Origin of the sequence: Haloarcula vallismortis ATCC 29715 (assembly GCF_000337775.1) — an archaeon.
In the GTDB taxonomy this organism is placed as follows: Archaea; Halobacteriota; Halobacteria; order Halobacteriales; family Haloarculaceae; genus Haloarcula; species Haloarcula vallismortis.
On sequence record NZ_AOLQ01000065.1, the window covers coordinates 44,540 to 70,649 of the forward strand.

General features: G+C 60.2%; 30 protein-coding genes and 1 pseudogene. 19 read left to right on the plus strand and 12 right to left on the minus strand.

Annotation, left to right across the window (positions count from 1 at the left end; genetic code table 11):
- The first annotated feature begins 69 nt into the window (after window positions 1–69).
- On the plus strand, window positions 70–456 hold the full coding sequence (locus C437_RS15145) for a helix-hairpin-helix domain-containing protein (protein ID WP_004517863.1): 387 nt from the start codon (window positions 70–72) through the stop codon (window positions 454–456).
- Window positions 457–657: 201 nt separating this feature from the next.
- Window positions 658–2,088: a hypothetical protein gene (locus C437_RS15150; RefSeq protein WP_004517864.1), complete on the plus strand. Its 1,431-nt coding sequence runs from the start codon at window positions 658–660 to the stop codon at window positions 2,086–2,088.
- Between the two features lie 125 nt (window positions 2,089–2,213).
- On the opposite strand, the gene C437_RS15155 is transcribed toward C437_RS15150, so the two are convergent.
- On the minus strand, window positions 2,214–2,438 hold the full coding sequence (locus C437_RS15155) for a MarR family transcriptional regulator (RefSeq protein ID WP_206537051.1): 225 nt from the start codon (window positions 2,436–2,438) through the stop codon (window positions 2,214–2,216).
- Window positions 2,439–2,551: 113 nt separating this feature from the next.
- Between C437_RS15155 and C437_RS20400 the strand changes: the two genes are divergently transcribed.
- The 7 genes from C437_RS20400 (at window position 2,552) to C437_RS15175 (ending at window position 6,504) form a co-directional block, all read left to right on the plus strand.
- Window positions 2,552–2,710, plus strand: a complete 159-nt coding sequence (locus C437_RS20400; protein ID WP_160163023.1) for a hypothetical protein — start codon at window positions 2,552–2,554, stop codon at window positions 2,708–2,710.
- Between the two features lie 243 nt (window positions 2,711–2,953).
- Window positions 2,954–3,142, plus strand: coding sequence for a hypothetical protein (locus tag C437_RS15165; RefSeq protein ID WP_004517867.1), 189 nt, complete (start codon window positions 2,954–2,956; stop codon window positions 3,140–3,142).
- On the plus strand, window positions 3,135–3,359 hold the full coding sequence (locus C437_RS20240; RefSeq protein WP_152418764.1) for a hypothetical protein: 225 nt from the start codon (window positions 3,135–3,137) through the stop codon (window positions 3,357–3,359). Before C437_RS15165 ends, C437_RS20240 begins: the two co-directional genes overlap by 8 nt.
- A 304-nt stretch (window positions 3,360–3,663) precedes the next feature.
- A complete protein-coding gene (locus C437_RS20405) occupies window positions 3,664–3,840 on the plus strand; it encodes a hypothetical protein (RefSeq protein ID WP_160163024.1) in 177 nt (58 codons plus the stop codon).
- 170 nt (window positions 3,841–4,010) lie between these two features.
- Complete coding sequence (locus C437_RS20245) at window positions 4,011–4,190, plus strand: hypothetical protein (protein ID WP_152418765.1); 180 nt, start codon at window positions 4,011–4,013, stop codon at window positions 4,188–4,190.
- Window positions 4,183–4,557, plus strand: a complete 375-nt coding sequence (locus tag C437_RS15170) for a hypothetical protein (protein ID WP_004517868.1) — start codon at window positions 4,183–4,185, stop codon at window positions 4,555–4,557. Before C437_RS20245 ends, C437_RS15170 begins: the two co-directional genes overlap by 8 nt.
- A gap of 51 nt (window positions 4,558–4,608) precedes the next feature.
- The gene (locus C437_RS15175; protein ID WP_004517869.1) at window positions 4,609–6,504 is read left to right on the plus strand and encodes a transposase; all 1,896 of its coding nucleotides are present in this window, start codon (window positions 4,609–4,611) and stop codon (window positions 6,502–6,504) included.
- Between the two features lie 488 nt (window positions 6,505–6,992).
- Here C437_RS15175 and C437_RS19965 read toward each other — a convergent pair whose 3' ends face one another.
- Window positions 6,993–7,328 (minus strand): helix-turn-helix domain-containing protein, encoded by a 336-nt coding sequence (locus C437_RS19965; RefSeq protein ID WP_004517870.1) that lies wholly within the window; start codon window positions 7,326–7,328, stop codon window positions 6,993–6,995.
- A 320-nt stretch (window positions 7,329–7,648) separates the two neighbouring features.
- Here C437_RS19965 and C437_RS15185 point away from each other — a divergent pair, with 320 nt between their 5' ends.
- From C437_RS15185 to C437_RS15195, 3 genes are all read left to right on the plus strand, one after another.
- Complete coding sequence (locus C437_RS15185) at window positions 7,649–7,921, plus strand: winged helix-turn-helix domain-containing protein (protein ID WP_004517871.1); 273 nt, start codon at window positions 7,649–7,651, stop codon at window positions 7,919–7,921.
- A gap of 148 nt (window positions 7,922–8,069) precedes the next feature.
- The gene (locus tag C437_RS15190; protein WP_004517872.1) at window positions 8,070–9,146 is read left to right on the plus strand and encodes a tyrosine-type recombinase/integrase; all 1,077 of its coding nucleotides are present in this window, start codon (window positions 8,070–8,072) and stop codon (window positions 9,144–9,146) included.
- Between the two features lie 391 nt (window positions 9,147–9,537).
- Window positions 9,538–10,218, plus strand: coding sequence for a carbonic anhydrase (locus tag C437_RS15195; RefSeq protein ID WP_049919849.1), 681 nt, complete (start codon window positions 9,538–9,540; stop codon window positions 10,216–10,218).
- On the opposite strand, the gene C437_RS15200 is transcribed toward C437_RS15195, so the two are convergent.
- Window positions 10,219–10,512 carry a chorismate mutase gene (locus C437_RS15200; RefSeq protein WP_004517875.1) on the minus strand — a complete coding sequence of 98 codons (294 nt, stop codon included), beginning with the start codon at window positions 10,510–10,512 and terminating at the stop codon, window positions 10,219–10,221.
- A complete protein-coding gene (locus C437_RS15205) occupies window positions 10,509–11,387 on the minus strand; it encodes a shikimate kinase (RefSeq protein ID WP_004517876.1) in 879 nt (292 codons plus the stop codon). The genes C437_RS15200 and C437_RS15205 overlap by 4 nt, the downstream gene beginning before the upstream one ends.
- Window positions 11,388–11,527: 140 nt before the next feature.
- Between C437_RS15205 and C437_RS15210 the strand changes: the two genes are divergently transcribed.
- Window positions 11,528–11,965 carry a hypothetical protein gene (locus C437_RS15210; protein ID WP_004517877.1) on the plus strand — a complete coding sequence of 146 codons (438 nt, stop codon included), beginning with the start codon at window positions 11,528–11,530 and terminating at the stop codon, window positions 11,963–11,965.
- 22 nt (window positions 11,966–11,987) lie between these two features.
- On the opposite strand, the gene C437_RS21150 is transcribed toward C437_RS15210, so the two are convergent.
- Window positions 11,988–12,122: a hypothetical protein gene (locus C437_RS21150; protein WP_004517878.1), complete on the minus strand. Its 135-nt coding sequence runs from the start codon at window positions 12,120–12,122 to the stop codon at window positions 11,988–11,990.
- Window positions 12,123–12,253: 131 nt separating this feature from the next.
- Here C437_RS21150 and C437_RS15215 point away from each other — a divergent pair, with 131 nt between their 5' ends.
- Together C437_RS15215 and C437_RS15220 are read left to right on the plus strand one after the other, a co-directional pair.
- Entirely contained in the window at window positions 12,254–12,937 is a 684-nt protein-coding gene (locus tag C437_RS15215) for a potassium channel family protein (RefSeq protein ID WP_004517879.1), read from the plus strand.
- Window position 12,938: 1 nt separating this feature from the next.
- Window positions 12,939–14,633, plus strand: coding sequence for a potassium transporter TrkG (locus tag C437_RS15220; protein ID WP_004517880.1), 1,695 nt, complete (start codon window positions 12,939–12,941; stop codon window positions 14,631–14,633).
- Window positions 14,634–14,656: 23 nt separating this feature from the next.
- Here the strand turns inward: C437_RS15220 and C437_RS15225 are convergent, their stop codons facing one another.
- Both C437_RS15225 and C437_RS15230 read right to left on the minus strand, forming a co-directional pair.
- Window positions 14,657–15,013, minus strand: coding sequence for a hypothetical protein (locus C437_RS15225; RefSeq protein WP_004517881.1), 357 nt, complete (start codon window positions 15,011–15,013; stop codon window positions 14,657–14,659).
- 80 nt (window positions 15,014–15,093) lie between these two features.
- The gene (locus C437_RS15230; RefSeq protein WP_004517882.1) at window positions 15,094–16,629 is read right to left on the minus strand and encodes a TrkH family potassium uptake protein; all 1,536 of its coding nucleotides are present in this window, start codon (window positions 16,627–16,629) and stop codon (window positions 15,094–15,096) included.
- A 362-nt stretch (window positions 16,630–16,991) separates the two neighbouring features.
- On the opposite strand from C437_RS15230, the gene C437_RS15235 reads away from it, so the two are divergent.
- Window positions 16,992–17,432, plus strand: coding sequence for a universal stress protein (locus C437_RS15235; RefSeq protein WP_004517883.1), 441 nt, complete (start codon window positions 16,992–16,994; stop codon window positions 17,430–17,432).
- Window positions 17,429–19,691: pseudogene (locus C437_RS15240) on the plus strand (amino acid permease). Before C437_RS15235 ends, C437_RS15240 begins: the two are co-directional and overlap by 4 nt.
- A gap of 17 nt (window positions 19,692–19,708) precedes the next feature.
- Here the strand turns inward: C437_RS15240 and C437_RS15245 are convergent.
- The 4 genes from C437_RS15245 to C437_RS15260 form a co-directional block, all read right to left on the minus strand.
- A complete protein-coding gene (locus C437_RS15245) occupies window positions 19,709–20,131 on the minus strand; it encodes a hypothetical protein (RefSeq protein ID WP_004517885.1) in 423 nt (140 codons plus the stop codon).
- A gap of 18 nt (window positions 20,132–20,149) precedes the next feature.
- Entirely contained in the window at window positions 20,150–20,905 is a 756-nt protein-coding gene (locus C437_RS15250) for a hypothetical protein (RefSeq protein WP_004517886.1), read from the minus strand.
- 44 nt (window positions 20,906–20,949) lie between these two features.
- Entirely contained in the window at window positions 20,950–23,628 is a 2,679-nt protein-coding gene (locus C437_RS15255; protein ID WP_004517887.1) for an alkaline phosphatase PhoX, read from the minus strand.
- A 284-nt stretch (window positions 23,629–23,912) separates the two neighbouring features.
- Window positions 23,913–24,200 (minus strand): DUF7111 family protein, encoded by a 288-nt coding sequence (locus C437_RS15260; RefSeq protein ID WP_004517888.1) that lies wholly within the window; start codon window positions 24,198–24,200, stop codon window positions 23,913–23,915.
- Window positions 24,201–24,287: 87 nt separating this feature from the next.
- On the opposite strand from C437_RS15260, the gene C437_RS15265 reads away from it, so the two are divergent.
- A complete protein-coding gene (locus tag C437_RS15265) occupies window positions 24,288–24,578 on the plus strand; it encodes a PadR family transcriptional regulator (protein WP_004517889.1) in 291 nt (96 codons plus the stop codon).
- 70 nt (window positions 24,579–24,648) lie between these two features.
- Complete coding sequence (locus tag C437_RS15270; protein WP_004517890.1) at window positions 24,649–24,903, plus strand: hypothetical protein; 255 nt, start codon at window positions 24,649–24,651, stop codon at window positions 24,901–24,903.
- Here C437_RS15270 and C437_RS15275 read toward each other — a convergent pair.
- Window positions 24,900–26,048 (minus strand): acyl-CoA dehydrogenase, encoded by a 1,149-nt coding sequence (locus C437_RS15275; RefSeq protein ID WP_004517891.1) that lies wholly within the window; start codon window positions 26,046–26,048, stop codon window positions 24,900–24,902. The two genes, C437_RS15270 and C437_RS15275, sit on opposite strands and share 4 nt — an antisense overlap.
- Window positions 26,049–26,110: the final 62 nt, after the last annotated feature.

Below are 26,110 nucleotides of genomic sequence, written 5' to 3' on the forward strand. Positions count from 1 at the left end.
CGTACGCTGTGCGGCGGAACAACGGCGGACGGGCTGGTGTCCGGCCTGCGGGCGGAATCGCACCGAGATATGAACCCGGAACTCTGGGCCGGAGTCATCGGGGCCGTGTTGACATTCGCATCAATCCGTGGGTCCGGGCTCTCACAGTGGGTTGTCGACCGCCTGGAGAGCAACGAGCCGGAGCTGACGCCGGTCGAGCAGGTGCATCAGGCCTACGTCGAGGGCGACCTCTCGGAAGCCGAGCTGGAGCGCCGTCTGGAGGTGCTGGTCGACGACCGAGCACGGGTCGTTCGTGACATGGCCGATGATGTCGACGGCATCGGCGAGGAACTCTCGCGAGAGATCGCCCGCGAGTTCGACAGCGTGGCGGACCTACGGGCGGCCGATGCTGGGGACTTTCGGGCGGTCGACGGGATCGGCGAGAAGCGGGCGGCGAAGCTGGAAGAGCGGACGTAAACCCCGAATTTGATTATCCCACACTTGATTGAGTAGTGTAGACAAATGGTAAGTAAGCGGCACGCGGTTGTGAGTTTAGCAGTTGCAGCGACAATGCTTCTTGCGGGTTGTACCGGGTTTCTGGGCATGTCTGGACCGTCAGTATCAGATGTCCGCACAACTGTGGCGGAATCGGGGCCAGCAGTTACGTTCAATTATACCGTGAGTGACTACTCGAAAGTCTTGCTTCAAAGCCCCAGTGGCGCTGTTGTCAACGAAGACACCCTCGAACCAAATCAATCGGTCGGGGCGATGTACATGCCAGATCCGCGGCCTGGAGAGTACAAAATCATCGTCCAACAAGGCGGCGAGACGCAAGTAGAGCACTCAGTGACGTTCAATGGCTCAGATGTTGAAGTCGTCTCGGTGAGGGATTCATGGTCGGGAGAGACACTCAAGACAGTCCGGGTGGATGTCAGAAATCGGGGCGATTTACCCGCGAAGCTGGAAGGTAGCGAGGTCGAAGCTCGTGGGATGTCTCAAGAAGTGAGTCAATCGGCGTGGATTGAACCGAATGAAACGGAGACAGTGACTGTACCACTCCGGTATAGTGAAATCCAAATCGAGGATCCTGGGGACGTACGCGGGAGCATCTCAATGGATTTCGACAAAGGAACTCGTACAGGGGCGTTCAATGAGTCGTTCGATGCGGCCAGCGTTTCGATCAAGTCTGTGAATACGTCTTGGGATGGAGCGACGCTAACGAGTGCCACAGTCGTCGTAGCCAACACTGGCGACCTTCAAACCAAATCGAATGTCGAACTCAGTCACCAGGGAGAACAGTTCGCTGGAACGTTCAACGACACAGTTTCGCCCGGTGGCACGACTACCTACGAAATGAATGGCGATTTGTTCAAACAGACGACGGCGGGCGAAATACAGGTGGAGATATTGGCAAAATCGCCGGCGGGATTTGATGAGAAGCGGATACCTCATACGGCCACCGCGGCGAATCTCACACTCCAATCGGTCAGCCCGCAGTGGGATGGGAAAAATCTGGAGGTAGTAGAGTTCACAGTCAAGAATACCGGCGAAGTGCCTGGTGATCTAACTGCACATGCCACAGTGGCTGGCGAAGATCACCTGCGCGAGTCGTTCACAGCAGACAACGGGACTACAACATTCGAGTACAGTAAGCCGGCCGACGATTCCACAATCTTCTATAGCCATATGTACACTGCTGAATCGGGTGGAACAGTTCCTGTAACGCTCACTATCGAGAGTGGCGGGTCTTCTGAATCCCAGACAGTCGAGAATGGATTCAGCGGGGCACAGGGTGATATCGGCGATGTTGACACGACGTTCTTCGGGAAGTATGGAACGGACAAAGTCGAACTCTCGTCTTTGTCATTTTCGGTGCGGAACACGGGCGATTTACCACTGAAATATGATGCTGTTGAACTCAGCATCGATGGCGTAACTCAGACGGCATCCGTCGGTTCAGCGGCGACCGTTGAATCAGGGAGTGGCAATACTGAATATGTATATCCTGATGACCTGCTCGTTTCGACGGGCGACCATGAGCTAACAATTCGCCTCCAAAACGATGGTGAGACGGTCGCAACAGGGTCTACAACAGTTTCGGCGACTTAGCAGCACGCGAGAATCCTTGATTAGTTGCACACGCTGATTCTCTGAGTTTTATTGCCATTTCTTTTCGGGTTAGTTACGTTATTTGTGTCGTTTACTATCGGACTTAACCTAATCTTGACACAGTTCTACTCGTCCTCGATCTCGTCCGGAAGCTCTTCCAGTTCGTAGAGTCCGTGGCCGAGGTTCGAGACGTACTCAGCGGCCACGAGCAGCTGGAGCCGCTGGTGGATGTACTGCCGCGAGTAGTCCAGTTCTTCGGCCAACCAGCTTGGATTCCGGACACCGCCTTGTAGAGCGGTGAGTATGCGCTTGTCCGCCCGGTTCAGTTCGTGTGGCACTGTGATAGACACGTCTCTCGTCCTCTATGTTCACTTTGTCCTTTACGACTGTAATCTTAACGGTGTCACATACGATGTAGTTTACAACATATAGATTTATGGAGATGGAGACGTTATCGGCTGGTATGGCGCAGAGTAGCCAAGAAGAGCGATCATGTCCAGTAGAAGGTTGCGACAATCCTGAGCTTGATGAGATTTCAGATATGGATGACCAGTTTGACTGGTTTTGCCACTGGTGTGGGAACATGTTCGTAGAAAACGAAGGTGGTCTGGATGTCCAGTGAAGACCAACGCTCTGGATTTTGGTGCGATTGCGGAGAGACGCTTCACTTCGGCAAAGAAGGCGGAGCCGAGTGTAACGACCAAGCGTGTATTCAGTGGGCCAGGTGCCCAAATTGCGACCGTGTAGGTGGCCGATACTACGAGTTCGAGGACGGGGGGACCGACATCGTGATCGGTTGTCTCAACGCAAGTGGACCAGAGAAGCCGTTTGCTTCAAACCAAAAGGGGAGCATCGAAGGTGGATCATGAGCGACAAGGTACCGCCGCTCAACCTGACAGAGGATGAAGCAGAGTATCTGTGGGAGATGATGAAACAGGAAGTCGGGAAGAGGGACGTTCAATACTCAGATGACAGAGAAACAGCCGAATCGTTGCACACCAAAGTCGGTGAAATCACCGACTCCTTCCCATCGGACGGTGGTCAGGATGTCTAATGGGAAAATTAGACGGCCCGCGGTCTGTGTTGACACGCTCGATTACGACGGCGCTGAGACGCATCAAGACTCTATCGAGGGGGAAGTCACCAGGCACTACTACGATTGTCCGACCTGCGGACATCCCATTTCGACGTGGATGGACTGTCCCGAGTGTCTCTGGTACGACGAAGACGTGTGGGCCAGGACGCTCTCCGAAGAAGGTGGTTCGAGGTGACAGACTGGCCGCTCATCTGTGAACGATGTGGCGATGAACGGTATGTAGGTATTCTCTACGGCGGGATGTGCCCGGATTGCCACACGAAGGCCACACGCGAAAAACTCAACACGAGCGTTGCTGCCGGGAACAGCGGGCAGAGTGCGTTGGGTGATTTCGCATGAGCCAAAAGTCAGTTGAGCACGAATCGTATTTGGACTGTCCGTTACCCAACACCGCAGAAGAAGGTGAGAAACACACCTGTGAATGCGGTCGCGTATGGCGGTTCGATGGTCGGTACTTCATCGTAGAGGGGGCTAAGTAGATGCTTGATAGCGTCCGATGGGGACGTAGTCCTGACGGCGAGACGTGGTATCGAATCGACGACTGGACGCGTGCAGGCGACGGGACGATCATCCCAAAGGCAGTTCAGCAAGTAGACCGCGAGGAAGTCCCGGCGAACTGGCGAACGACGGTACTGGAGCGTGATCCGCATGTCTGAGAGCGTTAAGGAACAAATACGTCGAGACGCAGAGTGTTGCCCGAACTGCGCTCAACACGGCACACACGATCTCACTCAGGGGGAGCGCCCCGAGGCGTGGGAAGAGTGGCGGTGTGATAACGACAACTGCCGGGTTCTGGCCTACTTCGTCAGGGTGGCGAGTGATCCAGATGCCTGATGAAACTGAAGACAGAGCCGAAGAATGTCCCTACTGTTGGGGCGAAGGAACGGTGAAACGCCGGTACGGAACGGTCGGCCCTGGCCCGGCGAAGATAGTGAAGCAACGCGAGTGCCCGCTCTGTGAAGGCGTTGGAACGGTTGCCCCCGAGGTGGTGAGTTTCGATGAGTAGCAGCGAACGGTGGCTTATCGGATGGGAATGCGAGGACTGTGACGAATCAATCGGTGGTGAACACAGTATATGGGACTTAGCGGAGAAACTCCGTAAGGAACACGAGGAAGAGACGGGACATACGACGACCGTCCGTGTCGTCGAGGAGCAGCGGATTCTTCCCTCGAATGGCGACCGAATGGAGATCGGGGAGTCGATGCTTGAAATTGCAGAGGAGCGAAGCGAGCGTATCGAATGGATCTGCCCCGAGTGTCAGCGGACAGGTGAAGAACTCAACACCACCAAACGGTGTCCTGACTGTGATGAGCGGCTCCGTGAGGTCTTCCCTGATGGTGGTGAGGAAAACCCGAGAAGGGACTTAGAGTGAAATCGGTACCCTGACCGTATAAATATCCAGAATGTCTCAGAACGAGTAACCGTGGCTCCTGACTCTGATTCTGACGAAGAGGAGCCCAACGAAATCCCCCCGGCACACGACCGCCTGCCAACGTACATCGATCCCAACGCCGACGCCGACTTTTTGAAAGGCGAGTGGGGGTACATCCACACCGCGAGCGACCTGTGGGGCTGTGACCTGAACGCCTTCGAGGGCGGGGAGTGGCGACGACACATCGCCGTGCTCGCCGGACACGCCGACCAAGGGCTCGCCCCGTGGCAGGACGATAACACCAAACGCCGTGATGCGCTGCTGTATGCCCCGGTTATTCGACTCGCAGTCTACGACCAGATCCTTGGCTTCAGGAACGCACCGCAGCTGCGGCGGCACCTCATTCGGTCGAACGCACAGGATGACGTTCCCGTTCACAAGATTCTCGGCTTCGATTCGATCCCGCACCAGAACACGATCCGCAACTCGCTGAACGACCGGATGGGTTCACGGATGACCGAGTACGTGAACAACACGGCTCGAAAGCTCGAAATCGCTGGTATCAAACGCGGCTACGAGTTCCCCGACATCGACGAACGGCGGCTGTCGAACAACGGCGGAATCACGGAGATCCCCGTCGAGCGCAAGCGCGGCTACGCTCACGGCGTGCTCGATCTGCTCCGAGACGACATGCCCATCTCCAAGAACGAGGAACTCGCCACCTGGACGGACTACGGCCAACACTTCGATTTCAGCCTTCACCTCTGCGACAGCAACGGGACGCCGGAAGGGGAACTGGAGAACTTCGCGGACAATCGGGGACTCCAGAAGGGCGCAGACGTGTTCAAGGACGCCGAGACGTTCCGAAACGACATCTACCGCGTCGGCATCGAGGAGTGGGAAGCAACATTCGACGAGTGGACTGAGCGGCTGCTCGATGCGGTGTATCCGGAAACGCTTCGGTCGCGCGACCTGCCGATCTCCATCGACACCACGAACATCCCGACGTGGAGCAGTGAACCCGGGGAGATGGACGGTGTGGTCGGTACCGAGAAGCTGAAGAACACGCACTACGCCTACCAGATCCTTTCCGGGGTCGCGGTCTCGGACGGGATGCCGTTCCAGCTCGCGCACGAGCTCCAGATGGACGGTGAACGGTGGGACGAACGTCTTGACGATCTCCTCGATGCCATCGAAGACCGTGGCTGTAACATCGGGCTGATCCTCGCGGACGCGGACTTCGCCAGCGGTCGCATCGCCAACCACCTGAAAGGGCGCGGAATCGACTTCGTCATCTCGTACCCGCGACACCACGTCGCCAAGTACACCGACGAGTGGGAGAACGCCGGACAGACGTTCGGCGCCACGGACTACACGATTAACAAGTCGAAGACACCGCCGCAGCGGGCCGACGTGACGCTGTTCGGAGAGTACCAGTCCAAGCTCGGTACGTCCAGTGATGACGCACAGAAGCGTCTCGCGGACTTTATCGATCCCGAGGCGGAGTGGGCGACCGGGCGGCAGGACCAGTCTACACTCGCCAAGTTCGTTGAAGAGGAAGATGCAGAGGACGTTTTCGAGGCGAACAATCGAATGCGGTGGTTCACCTTCATTACGAATCTGGACGTTTCAGAGGCAGAGGCCCGCGCGTTGCGGGAGTACTATCACTATCGGTGGGCAGTAGAATCGGCGTATTCAGTCTACAAGCAGCACTTCCTTCCGACGACCAAGAGCACGAACCTCGGGATGCGGACGTATCTGTACCTGTTCGGAATGACGACCTACAACGCGTGGGTGGCCGCGAACACGAAGGCCCGGCGACAGCACCTCGAAGACTCCGAACGGAAGCGCCCGCCGATCCGCGCCAGTCGGTTCATGACGTTGGGTCAACAACGGTACCGAACAGACGAGTTCCACCGCGATTATATCAGTTTCTCGGAAGATTAGGATGGCCTGCTGACAGCACGGATCACCGACTCACAGCACGACCTTGTTGCAGAAAATTAGCGTGTGCAACTAATCAGGGATTCTCGCGTGCTGTTAGTAGGTTCACGACTGAAGCTCGTCCTCTAATTCCACGATCTCTTCGTCTGCCAGCTCGCGGAGAGGTAGCACCGGCCGGGCTCATAAGTGCGGAAGCAGCGGGCTCGGCGTGAATTCGCCAAATACGGCCCCACGTGAGGGCCGCGGTAGATGTGACGCATCGAGATCGCCGCTGAGATATTGCTGTCCGCGAGAAGTCAGCTCCCATGTGTCGTTATGCATCCGAGCTACCAGCCCGGCGTATTCGAGGTAGAGAAGCCGGTCGTTAACATGTCCCGGAGAGACCTGTTTGAACAGTTCTTGTGACATGATTTCTGGCGTCGACCAACGTTCACCCGACAGGTGGTCAAGTATCCGATCATCCTCTCTTGTCATCCAGCGTGCGCTCTTTCTCATTGTCTGTTACCCTGCGTTTCTGGTTCACTCGCACCTGCCGCACCATCGTCGCCCCCATTCGCATCAGGAACCTCATCGGGTTCGTCGACGTAAGTCGATATCTCCCCATCAAGGTAGCGTTCACCGCGCTCCGTGATCACGTAGACACCGTTCCCAAGGTGTTGAATCAAACCGTGGTCTCGGAGCTTGGCGAGACGACGGGATATCTGCTGTTTCGAGACTCTAAAATATCCGGATTCATCGAGTTCTTTAGGAGTTACTGAATCACGTTCTCTGGCGATTTCGAGGATACGATCATCCCAGATAGTCATCCAAGCCCCAGATCGCCTCATCAAATACTATTCGATGGACTCGGCACCTGAATCCGGCGGATAGTACTATTAAGGAGTGCTTACTTACCAATTAGCCCGACCATAACATCTATAACATGGCAGGTTCATGTAGGGAGTAGGAACTACCACTGAGGTCTCTGAACGAATCTCAGTATCGTAATGGGTCTGCGCTGGCACGCAGACCCGAAAAGGTGGTTCCGTGGATGAAGGATGTACGAAACCAACGCGACGGGCCTTATCCCGGCCCGTAACGACAGTGAGGTATCGAAGCGTGATAAGTATGCGGTGACCAAGACAGCGAATGTCGGGGTGTTCCCGGCATGAGCGCTGATGTGAACTTCGACGATGTCTCGATAGTGAAGTCGTCGAAGTACCGCGAGGCAGTAGTGCGGGAATTGGCGGAAGGTCCCGCAACGCCGTCGGAAATCGCGGAGGCGGTTCACGAGGAAATCGCGCATATCTCTCGTGCGCTGAACGAGATGCGCGAGGATGACCTCGTGGAGCTGCTGGTGTCTGAAGACCGTAAGAAGGGGAGAATATACGGTCTGACGGACGGCGGCGAAAAAGTCCAGTCGTACCTCTCGGACCGATGAACGTCGGGCCGGATATCGACTCGGTCGGCGTCTCAGATGGCCAGGGCGAGTCGTGGGCCGACGCGGCCCGCCGACTGCGTGGCGAGTCCGAGGGTAAACACGAGTGCGTCTGCGGAGCGGCGTATCACTCTCGCAAGGCAGCACTGCGATGCTGCTCGGAAAGGTTCGGGCAGGGGGCGAACTTGTGACGGCCCCAGTCGAGAACCCCAGCGAACTGTCGGTGCGTGAGGTGTACGAGATGTTCCTCGACGCCAAGAAGCTGGACTACACCGACGAAACGCTTCGAGATTACGAGACGCGCCTTCGGCAGTTCGTCGAATGGGCCGAAGACCAGGACTCAATCGGGTCTATCGGCGATATCACTGGTTGGCATCTGGAACAGTTCAAGCTGTTCCGGCAGGGGCAGGATCTCGCGCCAACCACGGTGAAGGGGCAAATGACCTCGCTCCGCGTGTGGCTGGGATACGCTGCTGATATCGAAGCCGTCGACGACATGCTTTCCCACAAGGTCAATGTCCCGAAGCTGGACCAGAGCGATGAAACCAACGATACGATGCTTGAGGCGGACGATGCGCGAGCCCTAATCAACCACTACCGGAACTCGAAGGTGAAGTATGCGAGCCAGCGCCACGTTGTGCTGGAACTGTTCTGGTTCACCGGTGCCCGCCTCGGAGCGATTCATTCGCTTGACGTGTCGGACTATCAGCCGGACGAACAACTCGTGTGGTTCCGACACCATCCGGAGTCGACACCGCTCAAGAAGAAAGAGGATGGCGAGCGACCGGTTGGATTGCCGGCTGAAACCTGCGAGGTTATCGACACCTATCTCGCAGAAGTTCGGACTGACAAGCGAGACGACAGCGGTCGGAGGCCGCTGCTGTGTGGGCGGCAGGGACGACCGGCCGCCTCAACGATTCAGAATTGGGTGTACCACGCCACGGTGCCGTGTATCGCGTCGCCTTGTCCTCACGGGAAGGAAGCACGGTCGTGCGAGTGGACTCAAAGAAAGAACGCGAGTCAGTGCCCATCGTCCCGATCTCCTCACCAGATCCGAACGGGGTCGATCACGTGGCAACTGAACTCTGGATTGTCTTTTGAGGCCGTGGGCGAGCGGGTCAACAGCGACCCGGACACTCTCCGGCGCTACTACGACAAGGCGAGCGATGTCGAGAAACTGGAACAGCGACGACGTGCGTTCGTCGACCAACTGGAGTTAGAAGAATGACAGGTATCAACACAATCAGTCGTTCAGTCGCATCGTTGAAGGGTAATATCCGGCCGCCGTCTGCTGATTACCCTCCGACCCCATTTCCTGCGGCGAGCTACAACGCGAGCGGCAGAACTGTTGCGAGGCGGATTTGAGCCACGCGAGACGAACGAAGTGGCTCCCGCAGTCGGGTGGAAATCCTCCCGATTGCATGTTATTACTCTTCCAGACCAGTCTGTTCGTTTGTTCTTACCGTAGTCGTACGTCTAAACCCCTTCAAATCTGGTTTCAAAAACGCTCTTGAGGTAGCCAGAGTGTTCAGGACACGGCCCCGAGTCGGCGTTGGGTTTGAGAGGGCAACACTGCCGAAGTCCAATGAGTTTACTTCATGGCGGCAATCTGCCCACGCATGAGCCAGTTATTACGTGATTTACTTGCCGGAAACGCCGATCACGCGGCGGCGTTCCGGGACCGGTTCGACAACGTCCAAAACTCCCAAACCCCCGATGCTGTCACGGTCTGTTGCTCTGACTCGCGGGTCCTTCAGGACCATTTGTGGGGCAACAGCGAGCCGGGGCATCTCTTTACCTGCAGTAATATCGGAAACCGAGTCATCCAGCGGACCGCGTCCGGCGAGGCGGTCTCGGGTGATGTGTTGTATCCCATCGCGCATACGATGACTGAAACGGCCGTCGTTATCGGGCACACCGGCTGTGGTGCGGTGACGGCGACGTATGACGACCTGACCGACGGCCTTGATGAGCCGGCTGGTATCGAGCACTGTCTCGGCGTGCTCAAGCCACACCTCGAACCGGCGCTGGAACACCTCCCCGGGGACATCGAGCGGGCGGCGGCGATCAACCGACTCGTCGAGTACAACGTCGACAGACAGGTCGAGTTCCTCTCCAGCAGCGACGACGTTCCCGACGCTGTCGACGTGTTCGGTGTCGTCTACGATTTTCAGGACGTATACGGCGGTCAACGGGGGGAAGTCCACGTCATCAATATCGACGGTGAAACCGACGTCGACGCGCTCCGTGCGGCCCATCCCGACATCGAATCGCGGATCAACCGTCTCTGGGAGTACTAGCTACCGACTCTCTCTTTGCTCGACCTTGTTCAGTTCAATCAGCAGCCGGAAGATCGCTTTCACGAGGTTCGCATCGACATCGAACTGCTCCGCGTTGTCCCCGGCGCGGTCCATCACGGCCTGTTCCTGCTGTTCGTCGGTCGTCGGCAGGCCCTTCTCGTCTTTGACCTGTGCGATGGTGTCGGCCACGTAGGTCCGCTGTGCGATCTTCTCGACGATCTCGCGGTCGATAGTCCGGATTTCGTCGCGCAGTTCGTCCAGCGACATGTCCTCTGGGTTCGGGTCTGTACTCATACTGTGTGTGTTCCCTCGGTCTGTGTCGTCGTCAGCCATGTCTCCCCGGGTCGCTCGTCCCAGGCGTCCTGTACAGCTTCGAGTGCCGCTCGCTCGCCGACGGCGGTAAAGGACGGCCCCGTCCCGGACAGCGAGACGCCCTCGACGTGCTGGAGCGCGTCGAGTACGGGGTCCGTCTCGAAATCCAGCGCGGCCGAGAACGCGAGGCCGTTGACCGTCATCGCCCGTTGATAGTCGCCGTCGAGCGCGAGGTCCTCGACGAGGCGGGCCATCGGTGCGATCTGCCGGCAGCGCTCGACATCCGCGTCGGCGCTGAACGACTGTTCCGGCGGTGTCCAGACGAGCACGTCCCAGTCGATCTCCTCGCGGGCCAGGAGCGCGTCGTCCTCGTTGTCGGTGACGGTGACGCCGCCAAGCATCGACGCCGACGCGTCATCGAAGGCCCCGGTGACGGTGACGCCCACGTCGCGAGCGGCCATGACGCCGAGGCGAGCCATGTCCTCACGGCTCATCCGCTCGGTCGCGTCGAGCGCATCGAGCGTCGCCATGACGGTCGCGTTCGCGGCCGCGCTGGAGCTTTTGAGTCCCGAGGCCATCGGGACCTCGCTCTCGGTGCGGACGGTTCCGCCAGAAACCGCCGGGACGCCCACGTTCTGTGGGCCACCGTGGGCGTCGATAACGTACTCGACACAGCGCTCGATGAGCCGCGTGTCGGCGTCGGGCGCACCGTCCACCTCGCCGGTGACGCTGTCGGTCTCTGTGGTGAGCGTGACGGTCGCTGTCGTGTACTCGTCGATAGCAAACGCCGCGCCGCGGCCGGTCGCGAGCGCGTTAAGCACCGTCCCCGCTGCGGGCGCTGCTGCCTTCCCTTCCATCGACCTGTACTCCCGCGTGGACCTATTTACTAACTGCGATACCCCTGTACGGTCACGGTGGCCGTCACAGCCGAAGCGATTGTGTCCCAGTAAGACGGGCAACACTATACCGGTCAGTTCGAAGGAAACAGCAACAAGGCATGCGCATCGGGAATGCACTCCGGGGACTCACGGCAGGCATCGCGGTTCTGGGCTACGTCAGCTTGTTTCTGTTGTTGCAGGTCCGGGCGGCCCCAGTGTCGGCGCTGGCGGGGATTGGGGCGCTTGCTACTGCTGCACTTGCCGTCGCGGGCGGACGGCCCGCAGTTCGCCAGCTCCTTGGCCGCGGGCCGCCATCTCAGGAGGACACGCCTAGATGGTGGCTCGCCCGTCTCGAACCCGCTGTCGAGGACAGCTGGAACACGTACGCGGACTTGGTGTTGACAGTCGGGCTCTGGGCACTCAGCGTCGGGTCCTTCGACGGACTCATAACGTATTCCGGCGACGACCCGCTGTTTGGCCTCGCTATTATCGGGTTCCTGTCGATGGTCTGTGGCCTCATCTCGCTCGGGTTTCTCATCGATTCGAGATACGAGTGAATTTGAGCGGTACGGACTCGACTCAGGCCGGGAACAGGAGGTACGGGATAATAAACAGCAACAGGAACATGAACAGGAGGATGATGCCATAGCCGGCGAGCGTCCCGGCGGCTGTCAGCCACGCCGGATGGTCGAACTGCCCGGGTAGGTGTGCCATACCGGGGGATTCAGTCGGGGACAGTATATTGCTTTGGGAACAGACGGTACCTACGGGACGAACTGCCGCAGTTTTCGGCCAATAATTGAGAACGGTAGCCTTTCAACCGTCGGTTCAGTACACTGGTAAAAATGTATATCGTCATCGTCGGCGCTGGTGATATCGGGTCGCCGCTGCTCGAAATTGCGACAGCGGGCGGCAACGAAGTCGTCGTCATTGAACGGAACGAAGAGCGGGCGGAACGCGCATCGAGACAGTACGACTGTCTCGTTATCAACGACGATGCGACGTCGAAGGACACGCTGGAGGACGCCGGTGCGGACCGTGCAGACGCGCTCATCTCGACAACCGATCAGGACGCGACGAACATCATGGTCTGTCTGCTGGCACAGGAACTGGAAGTGCCGGATATCGTCTCTGTCGTCCACAACCCAGAGCACATGAACGTGTTCCGCCAGATCGGCGTCAACACGATGCAGAACCCACAGCGGCTCATCGCCGAGTACCTCTACCGGGCTGTCAAGCGGCCGTCTATCGTCGATTTCATGCGTATCGGCGACGAGGCGGAAGTGTTCGAAATAACGGTCACGCCGGGCGCGCCAATTGCGGGCAAAACGCTGCAGGAGGCCAACGAAGAGGGGCTTATCGGCGGTCAGACGCTCATCGTGGCCATCGAGCGCAACGGTGACGGCGACCCGATAACGCCCCGTGGCGATACGCGTATCGAGGCCGACGACTTGCTCACGGTCTACTCGGGCGAAGGGGCGACACCGGAAGTGACCGATATCTTCGGTCACTCCGAGGACCACAGCTGATATGTCACGGCGGAACGACGGGCTGTTCCCGGCGGATATCCGGACCATCGCCCGCGACATCGGTTCCCTCTTGCTGATGGAGGCCGGGTTGATGACGATCACGGCCGTTATCGCACTGGGCTTTCGGGAGTTCTACGCCGCTCTGGGATTCTTCACTGCGGCCGGGATGACCGCCGCCGTCGGGGGCCTCGCAAACCGTGGGTTCACCGACGCACCGGCCCCACAGATGAAACACGGGATGGTCATCGCCGCCGGCGGGTGGCTGATGGTGGCCACGTTCGGGGCGATACCGTTCCTGTTGACCGCCTGGTTCACGCCGCCTGCCGTCATGGACACGTTCGTTCCAGTCGGGACGGACACGAGTACGTGGGAGCCAATCAGGGTCGGCGGCACGACGACGCTCTCCAGTCTGGCGTACTTCCGGAACCCGTTGCACGCCTTCTTCGAGAGCATGAGCGGGTGGACCGGGAGCGGCCTGACGATGGCGATCCACGAGCCCTCGCTGCCGCGCGCAGTCCAGTGGTGGCGGTCGTTCATCCAGTACGTCGGCGGCGTCGGCGTCATCGTCCTGACCGTCTCCATTCTGTCACGGCCCGGGAGCGGCAGTTACGCGCTCTACCAGAGCGAGGCCCGCGATGAGAAAATCCATCCGAGCGTCGTCTCCACCGTCCGAACGGTCTGGAAACTCGTCGTCGGTTACACAGTGCTCTCGTTCGCCCTTCTGTTCGGGGCCATCCTCGCAAGCGACAGCGCGTACGCCGAGTCCCTCCCAGTATGGGAGGCCGCATGGCAGGCGCTCAACCACGCCATGACCGGCCTCACGACCGGCGGGTTCTCTGTCACGGACAACTCGATTGCGACGTACAACTCACCACTCGTCGAGACCGTCCTGCTGCCGATTATGATTCTGGGCGCGGTTGCGTTCCCGGTCCACTACGTCGTCCTGCACGACCGGCAGGTGCGCGAACTGGTGTCGGACCTGCAGACCCGCTGGCTGTTCATCCTGCTTGCACTCGGTGTCGTCGGTCTCTCCGCACAGAACGTGTGGTCCGTGCCCGCGACGACTGAGGCGTTTGCCACTCAGTCGGTCCTGCCGTTTTCGGTGCCGATGCTCGACGCCGCACAGCTCGATGCGGTCCGGGACTCGACGTTCCAGTGGGTCAGCGCCCTCAGCTGTACCGGCTTCCAGTCGGCACCAATCGGTCGCTGGCTGGCCGGCGGTAAGGTGCTCGTGGCCGGCGCGATGGTGCTTGGCGGCGCCGCGGGGTCCACTGTTGGCGGCATCAAAATCATCCGAGGGTACACCATCGTTTGCGGTATCGTCTGGCAGTTCTCCCGAGTGTTCCTCCCGACAAACGCGGTGATTACGGCCCGCATCGGCGACCGGACGCTTGACCGCGAGTCGATGGAGCGGGAGTTCAGCGAAGCGGCCATCGTTACGCTGCTGTGGCTCATCATTCTCGTCACCAGTAGTATCGTGCTCACCAACGTCGCGGGCCCGGCGTTTGGCTACGCCGACGCCCTGTTCGAGGTCGCCAGCGCACAGGGGAACGTCGGCCTCTCTTCAGGTATCACCGGCCCGTCGATGTCCCCGCTTGCAGAGGGGATGTTCGTCCTCAACATGTGGGTCGGCCGGCTAGAGATAATCCCGATACTCGTGTTCATCCGCGCCGGGCTGTACGGTCTGGACCCGTAGTTGCGTGTTCGCCCTGTTTCCACTCACTCGTCATCGGAATACACATCTCCGAGGAACATCCAGTGTACCCGCTTCCCGCCCTCTGGACGGGACTCCTCTTTGACATGGTAGAGATACGGACCGTGCGGACAGTCGTCACAGCCCTCGGTGCAGGTCGTTCGCTTCACAACCTCAGTGTAGCCGTCACGTTTGGTTGCCCGGAGAATCTCCTCGTTGGGCCCGGGCTCTACTGGCGACGCCGTCTCATGGTGGAACTGCAGCAGTTCCTGTGCGTAGATGATGGCATTGCGGAGTTCGTCCGGCGTGCACTGTGATAGTTCCGTAGCCAGTTCCGCTGGGACCCCCGCAGGCGGCGTCGGCTCGTCAGAAGGACTTGGCATACTGAGACGTTCGTCAGGACAGCATATAATTAGTCCGCCAGACACGGTGGGAGACGTTCCGAGCGAAACGAACGCCGCTGTTACTCGTTCCAGAACGCACCGGTGAACAACACGAACACCGGGATGATCTCCAGTCGGCCGATCCACATGAGGAATATCATCAGCAGTTTGCTGGTGTCCGGGAATAACTCGTAGGTCCCGAACGGCCCCAGGAACCCGAACCCGGGACCGATATTCCCGATGGTCGCCAGACTCGCGCTAATCGCTTCGAAGACAGTCAGTTCGAGCCCGGTACGGCCTGCATCGAGGAGGAGAAACACCGTCGCGACACCGAACGTGAGCAGGTATAGCAGTGTGAACCCGTATATCGCATTAATAACGTCCTCGTCGATGACCTTCCCGCCGAGCCGAACTGGTTTGACGGCGCTGGGATGGGCTGTCGTGAACAGTTGCCGTCGGATACTTTTGAACACGACGAGCCATCGGACGATTTTGATACCGCCACCGGTCGACCCGGCTGAGCCGCCGATGAACATCGTGAACAGCAGGACTCCTTTCGCAGTGTTGCCCCACTCTGCGAAGTTACTCGTCGCGTACCCGGTCGAGTTCAGCAGCGACGCGACCTGGAAGGTCGCCTGTCGGAGTGAGTTCTCCAGCGCCCCCTGAGTCACGCCACCGAGTTCCAGCGGCGGCGCTGAACCGGTAAAGAGCAGCCCCCAGAGGATGACGGCCATGCCGGCGTTCGCGCCGAGGTACGCCTGAAGTTCGCGGTCCTGCAGGAAGGCCGCGTACTCGTCTTGCAGCAGGAGATAAAACAGCGCGAAGTTCATGCCGGCGATGAGCATGAACGGAATGACGGCCCACTGGACGACCGGTGAGAAGTAGGCGATGCTCTCGGCCTGCGGCGAGAACCCACCGGTCGGCAGCGTCGTGAAGCCGTGGGCAACGGCGTTGTAGGCGTCCATGTTCGGGGCCAGCGAGGTCTGCCCGAGGCCCAAGAGGATGAGGATATACAGAACGGTAAAACCCAGATAGAACAGCCAGAGGAGGCGCGCGGTCTCGGCTATCTTCGGGGTCAGCTTCTGGAGTTCGGGGCCGGGGGCCTCTGATTCAATTAACTGCGTCCCGTTGACGGCTGCCTCCGGAAGAATGGCGACCATCAGGACGATAATCCCCATCCCGCCGAGCCACTGGGAGAGCTGTCGCCACATCAACAGCGCGTGGGAGTGGCGGTCGAAGGAGATCTCGTTGGTGACAGTCGCGCCAGTGGTCGTAAATCCGGACATCGACTCGAATAGCGCGTTCACAGGCTCACCGAGCGCTGATTCAGTCCCATGCCCGGCGATGACGTAGGGGATCGCGCCGATAACCGCGACAGCACCCCACGAGAGGCCGACAAACAGCAGTGCTTCGCGTGGCCCGAGTTCGTGACTGTCGCTGACTTGCTCCAGCGCCACGCCCACCGTGATTGCGACCGCGATAGAAATCAGGAAGACAACGGTATCTTCGCCGTACAGCAAAGCGATTCCGAGTGGGACCAGCATTGCGACGGCGAGATACTTGATCACAGTGCCGGTCAAGGCGATACTCTGTCGCCAGTCGACGCGAACCGACATCACTGATCACCGACCATTAACAGACGCTCATACTCCCGATATGAAAAAGGCCCACGTTCCAACAGCGCGGTCTGCCGAATATACTGTGATACTGTTGACTGGTCCTATCTCCGGGGATTTCTACACTGATATCGCAACATTCGGTACAGATGTACAGCCGACTGGAAGCCCGACGCCAGTGTGGGACTTTGATTGGCACAGTGTGACACTATTGCTTCCTCCTGACGTCCTGACGGGGACCGCTGTGGCGGTTTCGTCAGCAGTGGCCAATTTTTCCGGAGGCAGAATTTTATATTTAAACTAGGTTCGGATAAGCGATGAAAGTAGATACATTCTTACCGACCTACCTACTCCGTCGAGGTATGAGCAGTAGCCACAACGAGGCACCCACGGACATTCTCGAACATGTCTTGCTACCGGTTGCCAACGAAAGCGATGCACTTCGCACTGCGACTGGGCTCGAACCGTATGGCCCGGAACGGGTGACGGCGCTGCACGTCGTTGAGAAGGGCGAAGGTGTTCCCGATAAAACGCCAGTCGAACAATCAGAAGAACTGGCCGAGGAATCGTACGCGGCTGTCAGGACGGTGTTCCCTGACGCCGACGGCCACACCGCGTACGCTCGCAACGTTGTTGAGGCCATCTTCGAGGCCGCAGACGAGGTCGGGGCGAGCGCTATCGCGTACCGGTCCCGCGGTGGTGGCCGTATAATGCAGTTCCTCTCCGGGGACCTCTCACTGAAGCTCATAACGAACGCAGCGATTCCGGTAATCGCACTGCCAAAGCAGGATTCGGACGGATGAGCGACGACGAACTGGCGAAGGACATCGGGCTGGTATCGGCGATGACTATCGGCATCGGGGATGATTGGGGCTGGTATCTTCGTCCTTCCGGGGGTTGCCGCGAACGCGGCCGGTCCCATCGTTGTCGTCTCGTTCGTCGTCGGCGGGCTGATTGCGATGGTGAACGCGCTCTCGGTTTCGGAGCTCGGCACGGCGATGCCGAAAGCCGGCGGCGGGTACTACTACATCAACAAATCGCTCGGGCCGATGTTCGGTTCGATAGCCGGGATGGGCGACTGGATGGGGCTGGCCTTCGCCTCGGCATTCTACTGTATCGGCTTTGGCCAGTATCTCGCTGTCTTCGTCCCGTTGCCCGACGTGGCCTTCCTCAATTCCATTCAGATAGGGGCGCTCATCGCCGGGGCGATATTCGTCGGTGTCAACTACATCGGTGCCAAAGAGACCGGCGGCGTCCAGACAGTCATCGTCTTCATCCTGCTCTCGCTTCTCACCGTCTTTGCCGCTGCGGGCTTCTTTTCGTTTGATTACGCCACGCTCGCCGGAGAGGACGGCCTTGCCCCGTTCGGGACCGGCGCGATTCTCCCGGTAACGGCACTCGTGTTCGTCTCGTTCCTGGGCTACGCGAAGATTGCCACTGTCGCCGAGGAGCTGAAGAACCCGGGTCGAAACCTCCCAATTGCGATTATCGGCAGTGTCGGTATCGTAACCGTCATTTACGCTATCCTCGTGACGACAATGCTCGGCGTCGTCCCGTGGCCCGACCTCAGCCAGGACGCGCCGGTTGCACAGGCCGCGCAGGTCGCGTTCCCGGCATCTATCGGCCCGATAAGCGGCGTGGCCGCCGGTGCTGCGGCGATAATGACTGTTGGTGCGCTGCTGGCGACGGCCTCCTCCGCGAACGCGTCGATTCTGGCCTCGGCCCGGATCAACTTCGCGATGGGCCGAGACAAGATCGTCACGAACTGGCTCAACGAAATCCACCCGAACTACGCCACGCCGTATCGCTCGATTCTGGTCACTGGCGGCCTCATCATCGTGTTCATCGCGTTCCTCGGCCGTGATATCGAGGTACTGGCGAAGGCGGCCAGCGTCCTCCATCTCATCGTCTACGCCCTGCTGAACGTGGGGCTCATCGTCTTTCGCGAGGCCGACACGCCGGAGTACGACCCGGACTTTACCGTGCCGCTCTACCCCATCACGCCGATACTCGGCGCAGTGCTGTCGCTCGGACTCGTCGCGTTCATGGACCGTATCGAGATCGCGCTGTCGGCCGGATTCGTGCTCGTCGCAATCGTCTGGTATTTCGTCTACGCACGCGGCAAGACCACCCAGCACGGTGTGCTCTCCGACTACATCAGCAACCGTGAGGAACAGCTCCCGGACCAGGTGGTGAACGCGGCCGACGCGGTCGCACCAAACGGCACCGGGGGACCGACCATCATGGTCGCCCTGGCGAACCCACGTACCGAGAGCGCGCTCATCACCCTCGCTGGCGCGCTGGCGAAACATAAGGGCGGCCGGGTGCTCGCGACGCACATTGTGACGGTTCCCGACCAGACGGCACTGGAGACTGCCGCCGCGAACCGGGCACAGATCGACGCCTCCTCCGAAAGCTTGCTGGACGATGCGAAGGCCGACGCGGCGGCGTTCGACGTGCCAATCGAGACGAAGACGATTCTCTCACACCGCGGCATCGAGGAAGTGTTCGACGCGGCCCAGACGAACGACGCCGACACCGTCGTGATGGGCTACGGCGGCACCCGATTCGCTGGCGGTCGCGCCGAAGGAACGCTCGACGAACTGGCACACGACTTGCCGTGTGACTTCCTCGTGCTGGACGGGCAGGATCTGGACATCAGTGACGTTCTGGTTCCGACCGCCGGCGGTCTCTCGTCGGACCTCTCGGCGGAGGTCGCCAGTGCCCTGCAGGAAACTGTCGACGCGGCCGTTTCACTGCTTCACGTTGTCGACCCCGGTGAGGATGCAAGCGGTCGCGAATTCATCCGCGAGTGGGCGACAGAACACGACCTGTCGGATGCCGACATTCACATCGAAACCGGCGATGTCGAGACCACGATAGAGCGAGTTGGTCGCGACTACAGCTTGGTCATCGTCGGTGCGACAGAGCGCGGCTTACTTTCGCGTATCGTCCGCGGCTCACTGGTGTTCGACCTGATCGAAACGCTCGATACACCAGTCCTGCTGACCGAACGGCCGTCGTCACGCTCGCTCAGGGAGCGACTGTTCGGTCGGAAGTGAGCCGGCGGCGGCCGATATCAGGCGTGGCCCTGCTCTTTTGCCCCGTCGCGGATCTTGGTCGCTCGCTTGCGAACGCGTGAGACGTACCGTTCGATTTTCTCCGGTTTTTCACCGTAGAACGATGCGGCCCAGTGGACATCGACATCGTGCTGGGTGAGGAAGTAAGCGACCAGCGTATCACGGCCAGCCTGTATGACTGTCGGTGGCACGCCGCGCTCGCCAGTCCCGGCCTCCTGAAAGCCGTTCACGTCGAAGTACACGTCGGCGTACAGCGTCGCCATCTCGGGGGCATCGAACTCGATGCCCTCGTGGTCCGGGGCCTCGAATCGATACCGTGTGTCACCCTCGCCTGTCGTTCGTTCGACGATACGTATATCGAGGATGTACTCGCGGTAGGTGGTGCTGTCCGTCGGTGCGGCAGCGGTGTCTGATTGTGGCATAGATCGGTTGGTCTGGTGTTACGGTTGTCGGCTGATTTTAGCTGCGAGGGCCGCCATCACGGCGAGTGCGGCGACGGTCAACATTATCGGAAGTGACCCGTTCGCGCCGGTCGTCGGCTGCTCGCCGCCGTCGCCCGCGGCATCGCCCTCTGTGGCACCCGCGGCGCTTGCGGTGCCCGCTGACTCGGCTGCGGCCTCGCTGGCGGATGTAGACGCTTCAGCCACAGCGGCCGCTGTCTCCGTCGACGCGTCTGGCGAGACTGTAAGCGCTGTCGGCTCAGTCGCTGGCTCGACTGCGCCGCCGCCGTCGGCATCGATTTGACTCGACGTGACGGTCACCTGCGTCTCGCCGCCGCTGACGCCAGCGAGCTGGACCGTCGCGAGCCCCACGTCGCTGGCACCGGGTTGGATCTGCCCGTCGAGATCAGCCGCCTCAAGCGTGATCGTCCCGCCGTCTGAACTAATGACGGGGTCGGTCGTGAGGCCGAGGCGGTCGGGGTAGCTCGCGTTCTCGAATCGGGCGACGGCGGGGTCGCCAACTGCGAGTTCGATCTGGTAGCCGGCCAGTCCGTCCGGCGCGCCGGTGAGGACGACCGAGACAGCCGCCGTTTCACCGGCGGCGACGGGGTCGGTCTCGATGCTGATTGTCGGCGTGCTCTGCCCTGCAGAGAGCGCGGGGACCGTCCCTGCAAGGAAGACGAGCGCGACGAGCGCGAGCGGGATGCCTGTGGCACGGACGCAACCGCGTATGGAACAAGTGGTGTCGTCGGTCATTGTGTTGCTGTATCGAAAGATGGGAGGAGTCTCGGTCGCGGTCGTCAGTTGACCTCTTCGTAGAGTGCCGTCACGTCCGCGAAGTCGATCTTGCCGTTCTCGTTGAAGTCGTACGCGCCGGTGTTCAGCTGGACGCTGTCGGAGTCCATGTTCGAGAACAGTACCTGCACGTCCTCGTAGTCGAGGCGGCCGTTGCCGTTGAGATCCTCGAAGTGGCCGTCGCCATCAGGGTCAGTCGGCGCGGCGTCGCCGACGACCGTCTGCGGGCCGCCAACGACGATGCCGTTTCGAGTTTCTGCCTCGATGGTGTTTCCGGCCTCGTCGTCCATTTGTTCGATGGAGACGCGCAGGTCGGTTGTACCACCGCCGTTGGCTCGGACATCGAGCGTTGCGAGTGAGATGTCCATCGCGCCGGACTGCACGTTGGTGTCGACATCGGCAACACGGATTGTCGCCGACGAGCCGTCGTCGCTGATAGAACTCTCAGTGAGTCCGAGCGCGTCCGGGAATGAGACGCCGGTGATAGACGCGATTTCGGGATTCGAGACGCTGACGGTGAGCCGAGCGCCTGAAAAGCCAGCGGGAAGCGACGAGGCAGTCAGTTGGACACGTCCCGTCGATCCACTGCCGACCGCGGCGGAGTTAGCGCTGACGACGACGTCGGGCTGGTAGACGTAGAGCCCGTCGTTCGGGTACGAGCGCGCGGGACCGCCGAAGCCGTCCTCACAGCAGAGGACGCGACCGTCACGCATCGTGTAGACGTTGTCGACGTTTCGAAGCGCATCGTCGGCGTCCTCCGGCGAGTCGGTGAAGTCGGGGCCAGTGATGACCGGTTCGAGCGTCGAGACGTTGTAGTCCGATTCCAGCACCCCGCGGTAGACGACGCCGCCGTCGACGCGGTCCATCTGGATGTCGCCCTCGTCGTCCGCGAGCGCATCGTTGAACTCAGAGATGCCGAAGTAAATGAAATCACCGGGCTGGGAGTTATCGACACTGTCGACGCCTTCGGCCTTGTTGAACTCGATAGACGCGCCAATCTCTTTGGCGGCTGCACGGGTCTCAAGGAATGGGACGCGACGGAGTTCCTCGTCGACGCCGTTGGGGCCGTTAGCTTCGTACTGCTCGGCCCACTCGACGATTTCCTCGTTCGTGATGTAACTCTGATTGCCGCTTGCGCTCTGGAGGACTGTGAGGTCGGCTTCTCTGACCGCGTCGGACACCGAGACATCCGTCCCGATTTCGTCTACACTGTATTCGGTGTGCTCCGTGATGTAGTCGGCCTGCGTGACGTCGTCGTACTCCGCGATCCACTCGGCAGCCTCGCCGTTCGTGGCGTGACCGAGCTCTATCCATTCGATTTCCAGCGGAGTCTGTGCGGGAGAGTTACGCTGACCGGCTTCGGCGACGTTGGCCGCGTCGTTGGTAATCTTTGGCGCGTACAGCGTGCCTGCGATGTCGTCGGTGTTGTCGTACTCCGGAATTGGCTCGTCGGCGACGAACTTGTAGATGCCCTTGCTATCGCCGTCAGAACAGCCGTAGACAGTCCGCTGGTCGCCCTGGATATCGGGTGCTTCCCAGGCGGCCCGACCCATGACGTAGTACTTCACCGGACTCGGCGTCTCGGCAGCCGGTTCCCGGATGTCGACGAAGTACCCGTAGCGGTACGGGTTCGGGTAGACGTCATCGATTAGCGTCATATCGTTCCCGTCCTCAGTCTGGTCGACCGTGTCCGCACCGAGGTAGTACGCCGCCTTCTCGACGCCGGCCTGAGACCAGTAGCCCTGGATAGTGAACTCTTCCTCAATGTCACCGGCCTCAACGTAGTCACCGAGTGCCGCCCCGATTTCCGACGGGTTCGGACGGTTCCAGAACTGACAGCCACCGATTTTTCCGACACCGGTGCCGGACTCCACGATGTCGCCCACTGTGTACGTGTATGAGACGCGCGGGTGGCTGTAGTTCTCCTCGGCGGAAATCATCGTCTCCCACGGGCTGAGGTCACCGTAACAGTTGACCCACGTCCCGCCGATATCGCGGAACGGCTCAGTGTTGACGACGTTGAGCGTCATGTCCGAACCGACATCAGCACTCCACTCACCGCTTTCATCCTGGCTTATCGGGACCCGCGAGATGCAACCAGGGTAGTTCTCCCAGTTTGTGAACAGATATCCTTCGGTTCCCTCGTCGTCTGTTGCGACGAACTGGTTGCAGTCCGGATTTTGCCCATAGCCACCACTGCTTCCATTGAGCGCAGTAAGGTCGACGCCGTCGGGTGTCTGCGGGACACCAAGGCGCTCCTCGCCGCCCTGAATCTCTTCGCGGCCCTGAATAAGGACCTCGTAGTCACCGGCCGCGGACCGGACCTGACGCTGTTTTTCCTCGGTGTCCGGAACCCCCACCTCCGGGAAATCGTCGTTGCTCCCGTCGAACTCGAACTGGAAACCGCTGAAATAGCCCACCGCGGCCCGTCCGAACGGTTCGGGATTCTCCCCTTCCGGGTGCTGGAGGCTATACAGCAGCGACCCGTCCTCGAAGACGAACGGCCCGGTCACCTCCGCGCCGAACGCCGTCGTCGAGAAGCGTTTGAGACTCCCGGCGACGCTGGGCGCGCCCGGTGTGTCCGATTCGTTGACCTCTTCCCCGCTTGCCACGCCGATGACGCTGGCCCCAAGCGCAGCAGCCACCGACTGTGAAAGCACCTGCCGTCGAGTGAAATCGACCATGCGAGTGAGGGCTGGCAGTGATTATTAAAGGAAGTTTATAATACTTATATGACGGTTACCGGAACGGTTTCGTGGTGTCTGTTCGACACATACCGCTACGCTGGTGGACATATCACAAATACTGCTATTTTTACGGGACACGTACTGGATGGCTCCGATGACAGTCTCTCACGAGTCGATTCGTCATCACCTACATACCAGTAGCCGAATCGGATAGTCGACGCAATGCATTCCGTCACGCTGTCAGGTCACAAATCACACGGACAGCCGCCGTCGCCCGGTGGCTACATCCCCATGTCGGCAGCCGGCTCTGGGACCGGAAGCGCGTTTGGAGACACACCGAGCAGTTCCGCCGCGTGGTCGAGTGCCATGTCGAAGCCGTAGTACCGCTCCAGTTCGTCGCCGTCGGCGGTCGGCCGAACCTTCAGCATCGCGTACCCCTCGATGTTCTGTGCGACCGCGGCGCTCCCGCCATCGCTCTCAAAGATCAGTAGCCGTTCCTCGTCCGTCTCTCGATATGTGGCCGTGATCCCGTCGGCCGACGCCTCGACGGGGAGTTCGGAATCGGTCATCGGCGGTTCTAGGGACCGGGGGTATGCGAACTTGGCGGTCCGCTCGGAACCGCAAACGCGAAACCGGGCGGCTGTGACCGGACACCTATGGCCAAGTGGCTCCAGAGCGGCCGCCGGCGCGATATGTGTGTCCTGCTGGCCGCCGCCGAGGACGGTGAACTCTCCGGCCAGCGGCTGAAGACGCGGCTCGAACGCCGCTATGACACGCGAATCGAACCGAAGAGCTTCTACGGCGCGCTCGACGCGCTGGAATCGGCCGGGTTTGTCTCCCACCGCGAAGACGGTATCGCTGACAAGTACTCGCTGACAGACGCCGGCGAGCAACGGCTTCGGGACCAGTTCGAGTGGATGCGCGAGGCGCTCGGCGAGGAGGACTAAACCGAGAGTGGCGACGCCACTGCCAAGCGGTGACCCCATCTTTTTACTGGATGCCTATACAGAATAAAATATGTCCCTGTCTCGGTCACTCCTCTTGGCAGGCCTTGACGCCCTCCCGTTCGCAGCCCTCGCCAGCGTCGCGACGTTCGTCTTCGCACAGGCGGCCAAGCAGCCATCGACACTCGTCGGAATGCTCGCCGGGACCGTCGGCGTGGCGGTACTTCTGGCGCTGGGGACCATCAGCGCGAACCGCTACCGGGCGGACGGCAAACCGTTCTACTTCACGCGCGCGGTCGTCGTCGAAGGGCTGCTTTCGCTCCCTTAGTCGAGCAGTTCGCTCGCGATAGTGTTGCGCAGCACTTCGCTGGTCCCCTCGTAGATCTCGTTGAGTTTGGCGTCGCGGTAGAACCGCTCGGCCGGGAAGTCCTTCGTGTAGCCGTAGCCGCCATGAACCTGAATGCCCTCGTTCGCCACTTCGCGAGACACCTCTGAGGCGTACAGTTTGGCCTGTGCGGCCTCCTTGACGAAGGACTCACCGGCCATCTTCTTATCCGCGGCCTGGTGCATCAGCAGGCGGGCAGCCTGGGTCTTTGTGTCCATGTCGGCGAGTTTGTGCTGGATGGCCTGGAAGTCGCTGATTGGCTGGTCGAACTGCTCGCGGTCCTGCGCGTATTGCAGCGCCTCGTCCAGTGCGGCCTGAGCGATGCCGACGCCGCGGGCCGCGATGGTGATGCGCCCGCCGTTGAGCGTTTTGAGCGCGTGGACGAACCCGCGGCCTTCCTCGCCGAGCATACGGTCGGCGGGGATTCGCATGTCGTCGAACCGCAGTTCGGCGGTCGGACAGCCCTTGTCGCCGAGTTTGTGCTCGGTCCCTTCGACGATGAAGCCGTCGTCTTCCTCGGGGCGGACGATAAACGACGAGATGCCCTTGTTGCCGGCCTCGGGGTCGGTCTTGGCGAACAGGACAACGGTGTCGGCGACAGACCCGTTTGAAATCCAGAGCTTGCCGCCGTTGACCAGATAGGCGTCACCGCCGTCGACCGGTTCGGCAGTAGTGTCCATCGACGGCACGTCACTGCCCGCACCCGCTTCAGAGAGGGCGAACGCGCCGATTTCCTCGCCCGCTGCCAGCGGCGTGAGATAGGTCTCTTTCTGAGCCTCGTTCCCGAACTCGTAGATCATGTTGCAGGCCAGCGAGATGTGTGCGGCGACGATTGTGCCGAGCCCGCCGCTCCCACGCGAAATCTCTTCGAGGGCCATGGCGTAGCTGTGGTAGTCCAGTTCAGCCCCGCCGTACGTCTCCGGAATCGGCATCCCCATCAGGCCGAGGTCGGCCATCTCGTCGACGAGATCCCACGGGAACTCATCGGTTTCGTCGATCTCCGCCGCCCGTGGCTTGACTTCCTCGTCGACGAAGTCCGCGACCATGTCCTGTATCTGGCGTTGTTCCTGTGTGGGGCTAAAGTCCATGAAAGATTGTAACGCTGGTTGGGTCTTTACTGTTGGCCAACGCGCGGCCCGTTGCCGGGTAT

Excerpts from the sequence above, each read along its gene's own strand:
- C437_RS15230 (WP_004517882.1), bottom strand. The coding sequence starts at position 16,629 with ATGTCGGTTCGCGTCGACTGGCGACAGAGTATCGCCTTGACCGGCACT.
- C437_RS15200 (WP_004517875.1), bottom strand. The coding sequence starts at position 10,512 with ATGAGTACAGACCCGAACCCAGAGGACATGTCGCTGGACGAACTGCGC.
- C437_RS15145 (WP_004517863.1), top strand. The coding sequence starts at position 70 with ATGAACCCGGAACTCTGGGCCGGAGTCATCGGGGCCGTGTTGACATTC.
- C437_RS15170 (WP_004517868.1), top strand. The coding sequence starts at position 4,183 with ATGAGTAGCAGCGAACGGTGGCTTATCGGATGGGAATGCGAGGACTGT.
- C437_RS15235 (WP_004517883.1), top strand. The coding sequence starts at position 16,992 with ATGAGCAGTAGCCACAACGAGGCACCCACGGACATTCTCGAACATGTC.
- C437_RS15270 (WP_004517890.1), top strand. The coding sequence starts at position 24,649 with ATGTCCCTGTCTCGGTCACTCCTCTTGGCAGGCCTTGACGCCCTCCCG.
- C437_RS20240 (WP_152418764.1), top strand. The coding sequence starts at position 3,135 with ATGTCTAATGGGAAAATTAGACGGCCCGCGGTCTGTGTTGACACGCTC.
- C437_RS20245 (WP_152418765.1), top strand. The coding sequence starts at position 4,011 with ATGCCTGATGAAACTGAAGACAGAGCCGAAGAATGTCCCTACTGTTGG.
- C437_RS15255 (WP_004517887.1), bottom strand. The coding sequence starts at position 23,628 with ATGGTCGATTTCACTCGACGGCAGGTGCTTTCACAGTCGGTGGCTGCT.
- C437_RS15275 (WP_004517891.1), bottom strand. The coding sequence starts at position 26,048 with ATGGACTTTAGCCCCACACAGGAACAACGCCAGATACAGGACATGGTC.
- C437_RS15260 (WP_004517888.1), bottom strand. The coding sequence starts at position 24,200 with ATGACCGATTCCGAACTCCCCGTCGAGGCGTCGGCCGACGGGATCACG.
- C437_RS15245 (WP_004517885.1), bottom strand. The coding sequence starts at position 20,131 with ATGCCACAATCAGACACCGCTGCCGCACCGACGGACAGCACCACCTAC.
- C437_RS15250 (WP_004517886.1), bottom strand. The coding sequence starts at position 20,905 with ATGACCGACGACACCACTTGTTCCATACGCGGTTGCGTCCGTGCCACA.
- C437_RS20400 (WP_160163023.1), top strand. The coding sequence starts at position 2,552 with ATGGCGCAGAGTAGCCAAGAAGAGCGATCATGTCCAGTAGAAGGTTGC.
- C437_RS15225 (WP_004517881.1), bottom strand. The coding sequence starts at position 15,013 with ATGCCAAGTCCTTCTGACGAGCCGACGCCGCCTGCGGGGGTCCCAGCG.
- C437_RS15190 (WP_004517872.1), top strand. The coding sequence starts at position 8,070 with ATGCTGCTCGGAAAGGTTCGGGCAGGGGGCGAACTTGTGACGGCCCCA.
- C437_RS15185 (WP_004517871.1), top strand. The coding sequence starts at position 7,649 with ATGAGCGCTGATGTGAACTTCGACGATGTCTCGATAGTGAAGTCGTCG.
- C437_RS20405 (WP_160163024.1), top strand. The coding sequence starts at position 3,664 with ATGCTTGATAGCGTCCGATGGGGACGTAGTCCTGACGGCGAGACGTGG.
- C437_RS15215 (WP_004517879.1), top strand. The coding sequence starts at position 12,254 with ATGTATATCGTCATCGTCGGCGCTGGTGATATCGGGTCGCCGCTGCTC.
- C437_RS15165 (WP_004517867.1), top strand. The coding sequence starts at position 2,954 with ATGAGCGACAAGGTACCGCCGCTCAACCTGACAGAGGATGAAGCAGAG.
- C437_RS21150 (WP_004517878.1), bottom strand. The coding sequence starts at position 12,122 with ATGGCACACCTACCCGGGCAGTTCGACCATCCGGCGTGGCTGACAGCC.
- C437_RS19965 (WP_004517870.1), bottom strand. The coding sequence starts at position 7,328 with ATGAGGCGATCTGGGGCTTGGATGACTATCTGGGATGATCGTATCCTC.
- C437_RS15220 (WP_004517880.1), top strand. The coding sequence starts at position 12,939 with ATGTCACGGCGGAACGACGGGCTGTTCCCGGCGGATATCCGGACCATC.
- C437_RS15205 (WP_004517876.1), bottom strand. The coding sequence starts at position 11,387 with ATGGAAGGGAAGGCAGCAGCGCCCGCAGCGGGGACGGTGCTTAACGCG.
- C437_RS15195 (WP_049919849.1), top strand. The coding sequence starts at position 9,538 with ATGAGCCAGTTATTACGTGATTTACTTGCCGGAAACGCCGATCACGCG.
- C437_RS15265 (WP_004517889.1), top strand. The coding sequence starts at position 24,288 with ATGGCCAAGTGGCTCCAGAGCGGCCGCCGGCGCGATATGTGTGTCCTG.
- C437_RS15210 (WP_004517877.1), top strand. The coding sequence starts at position 11,528 with ATGCGCATCGGGAATGCACTCCGGGGACTCACGGCAGGCATCGCGGTT.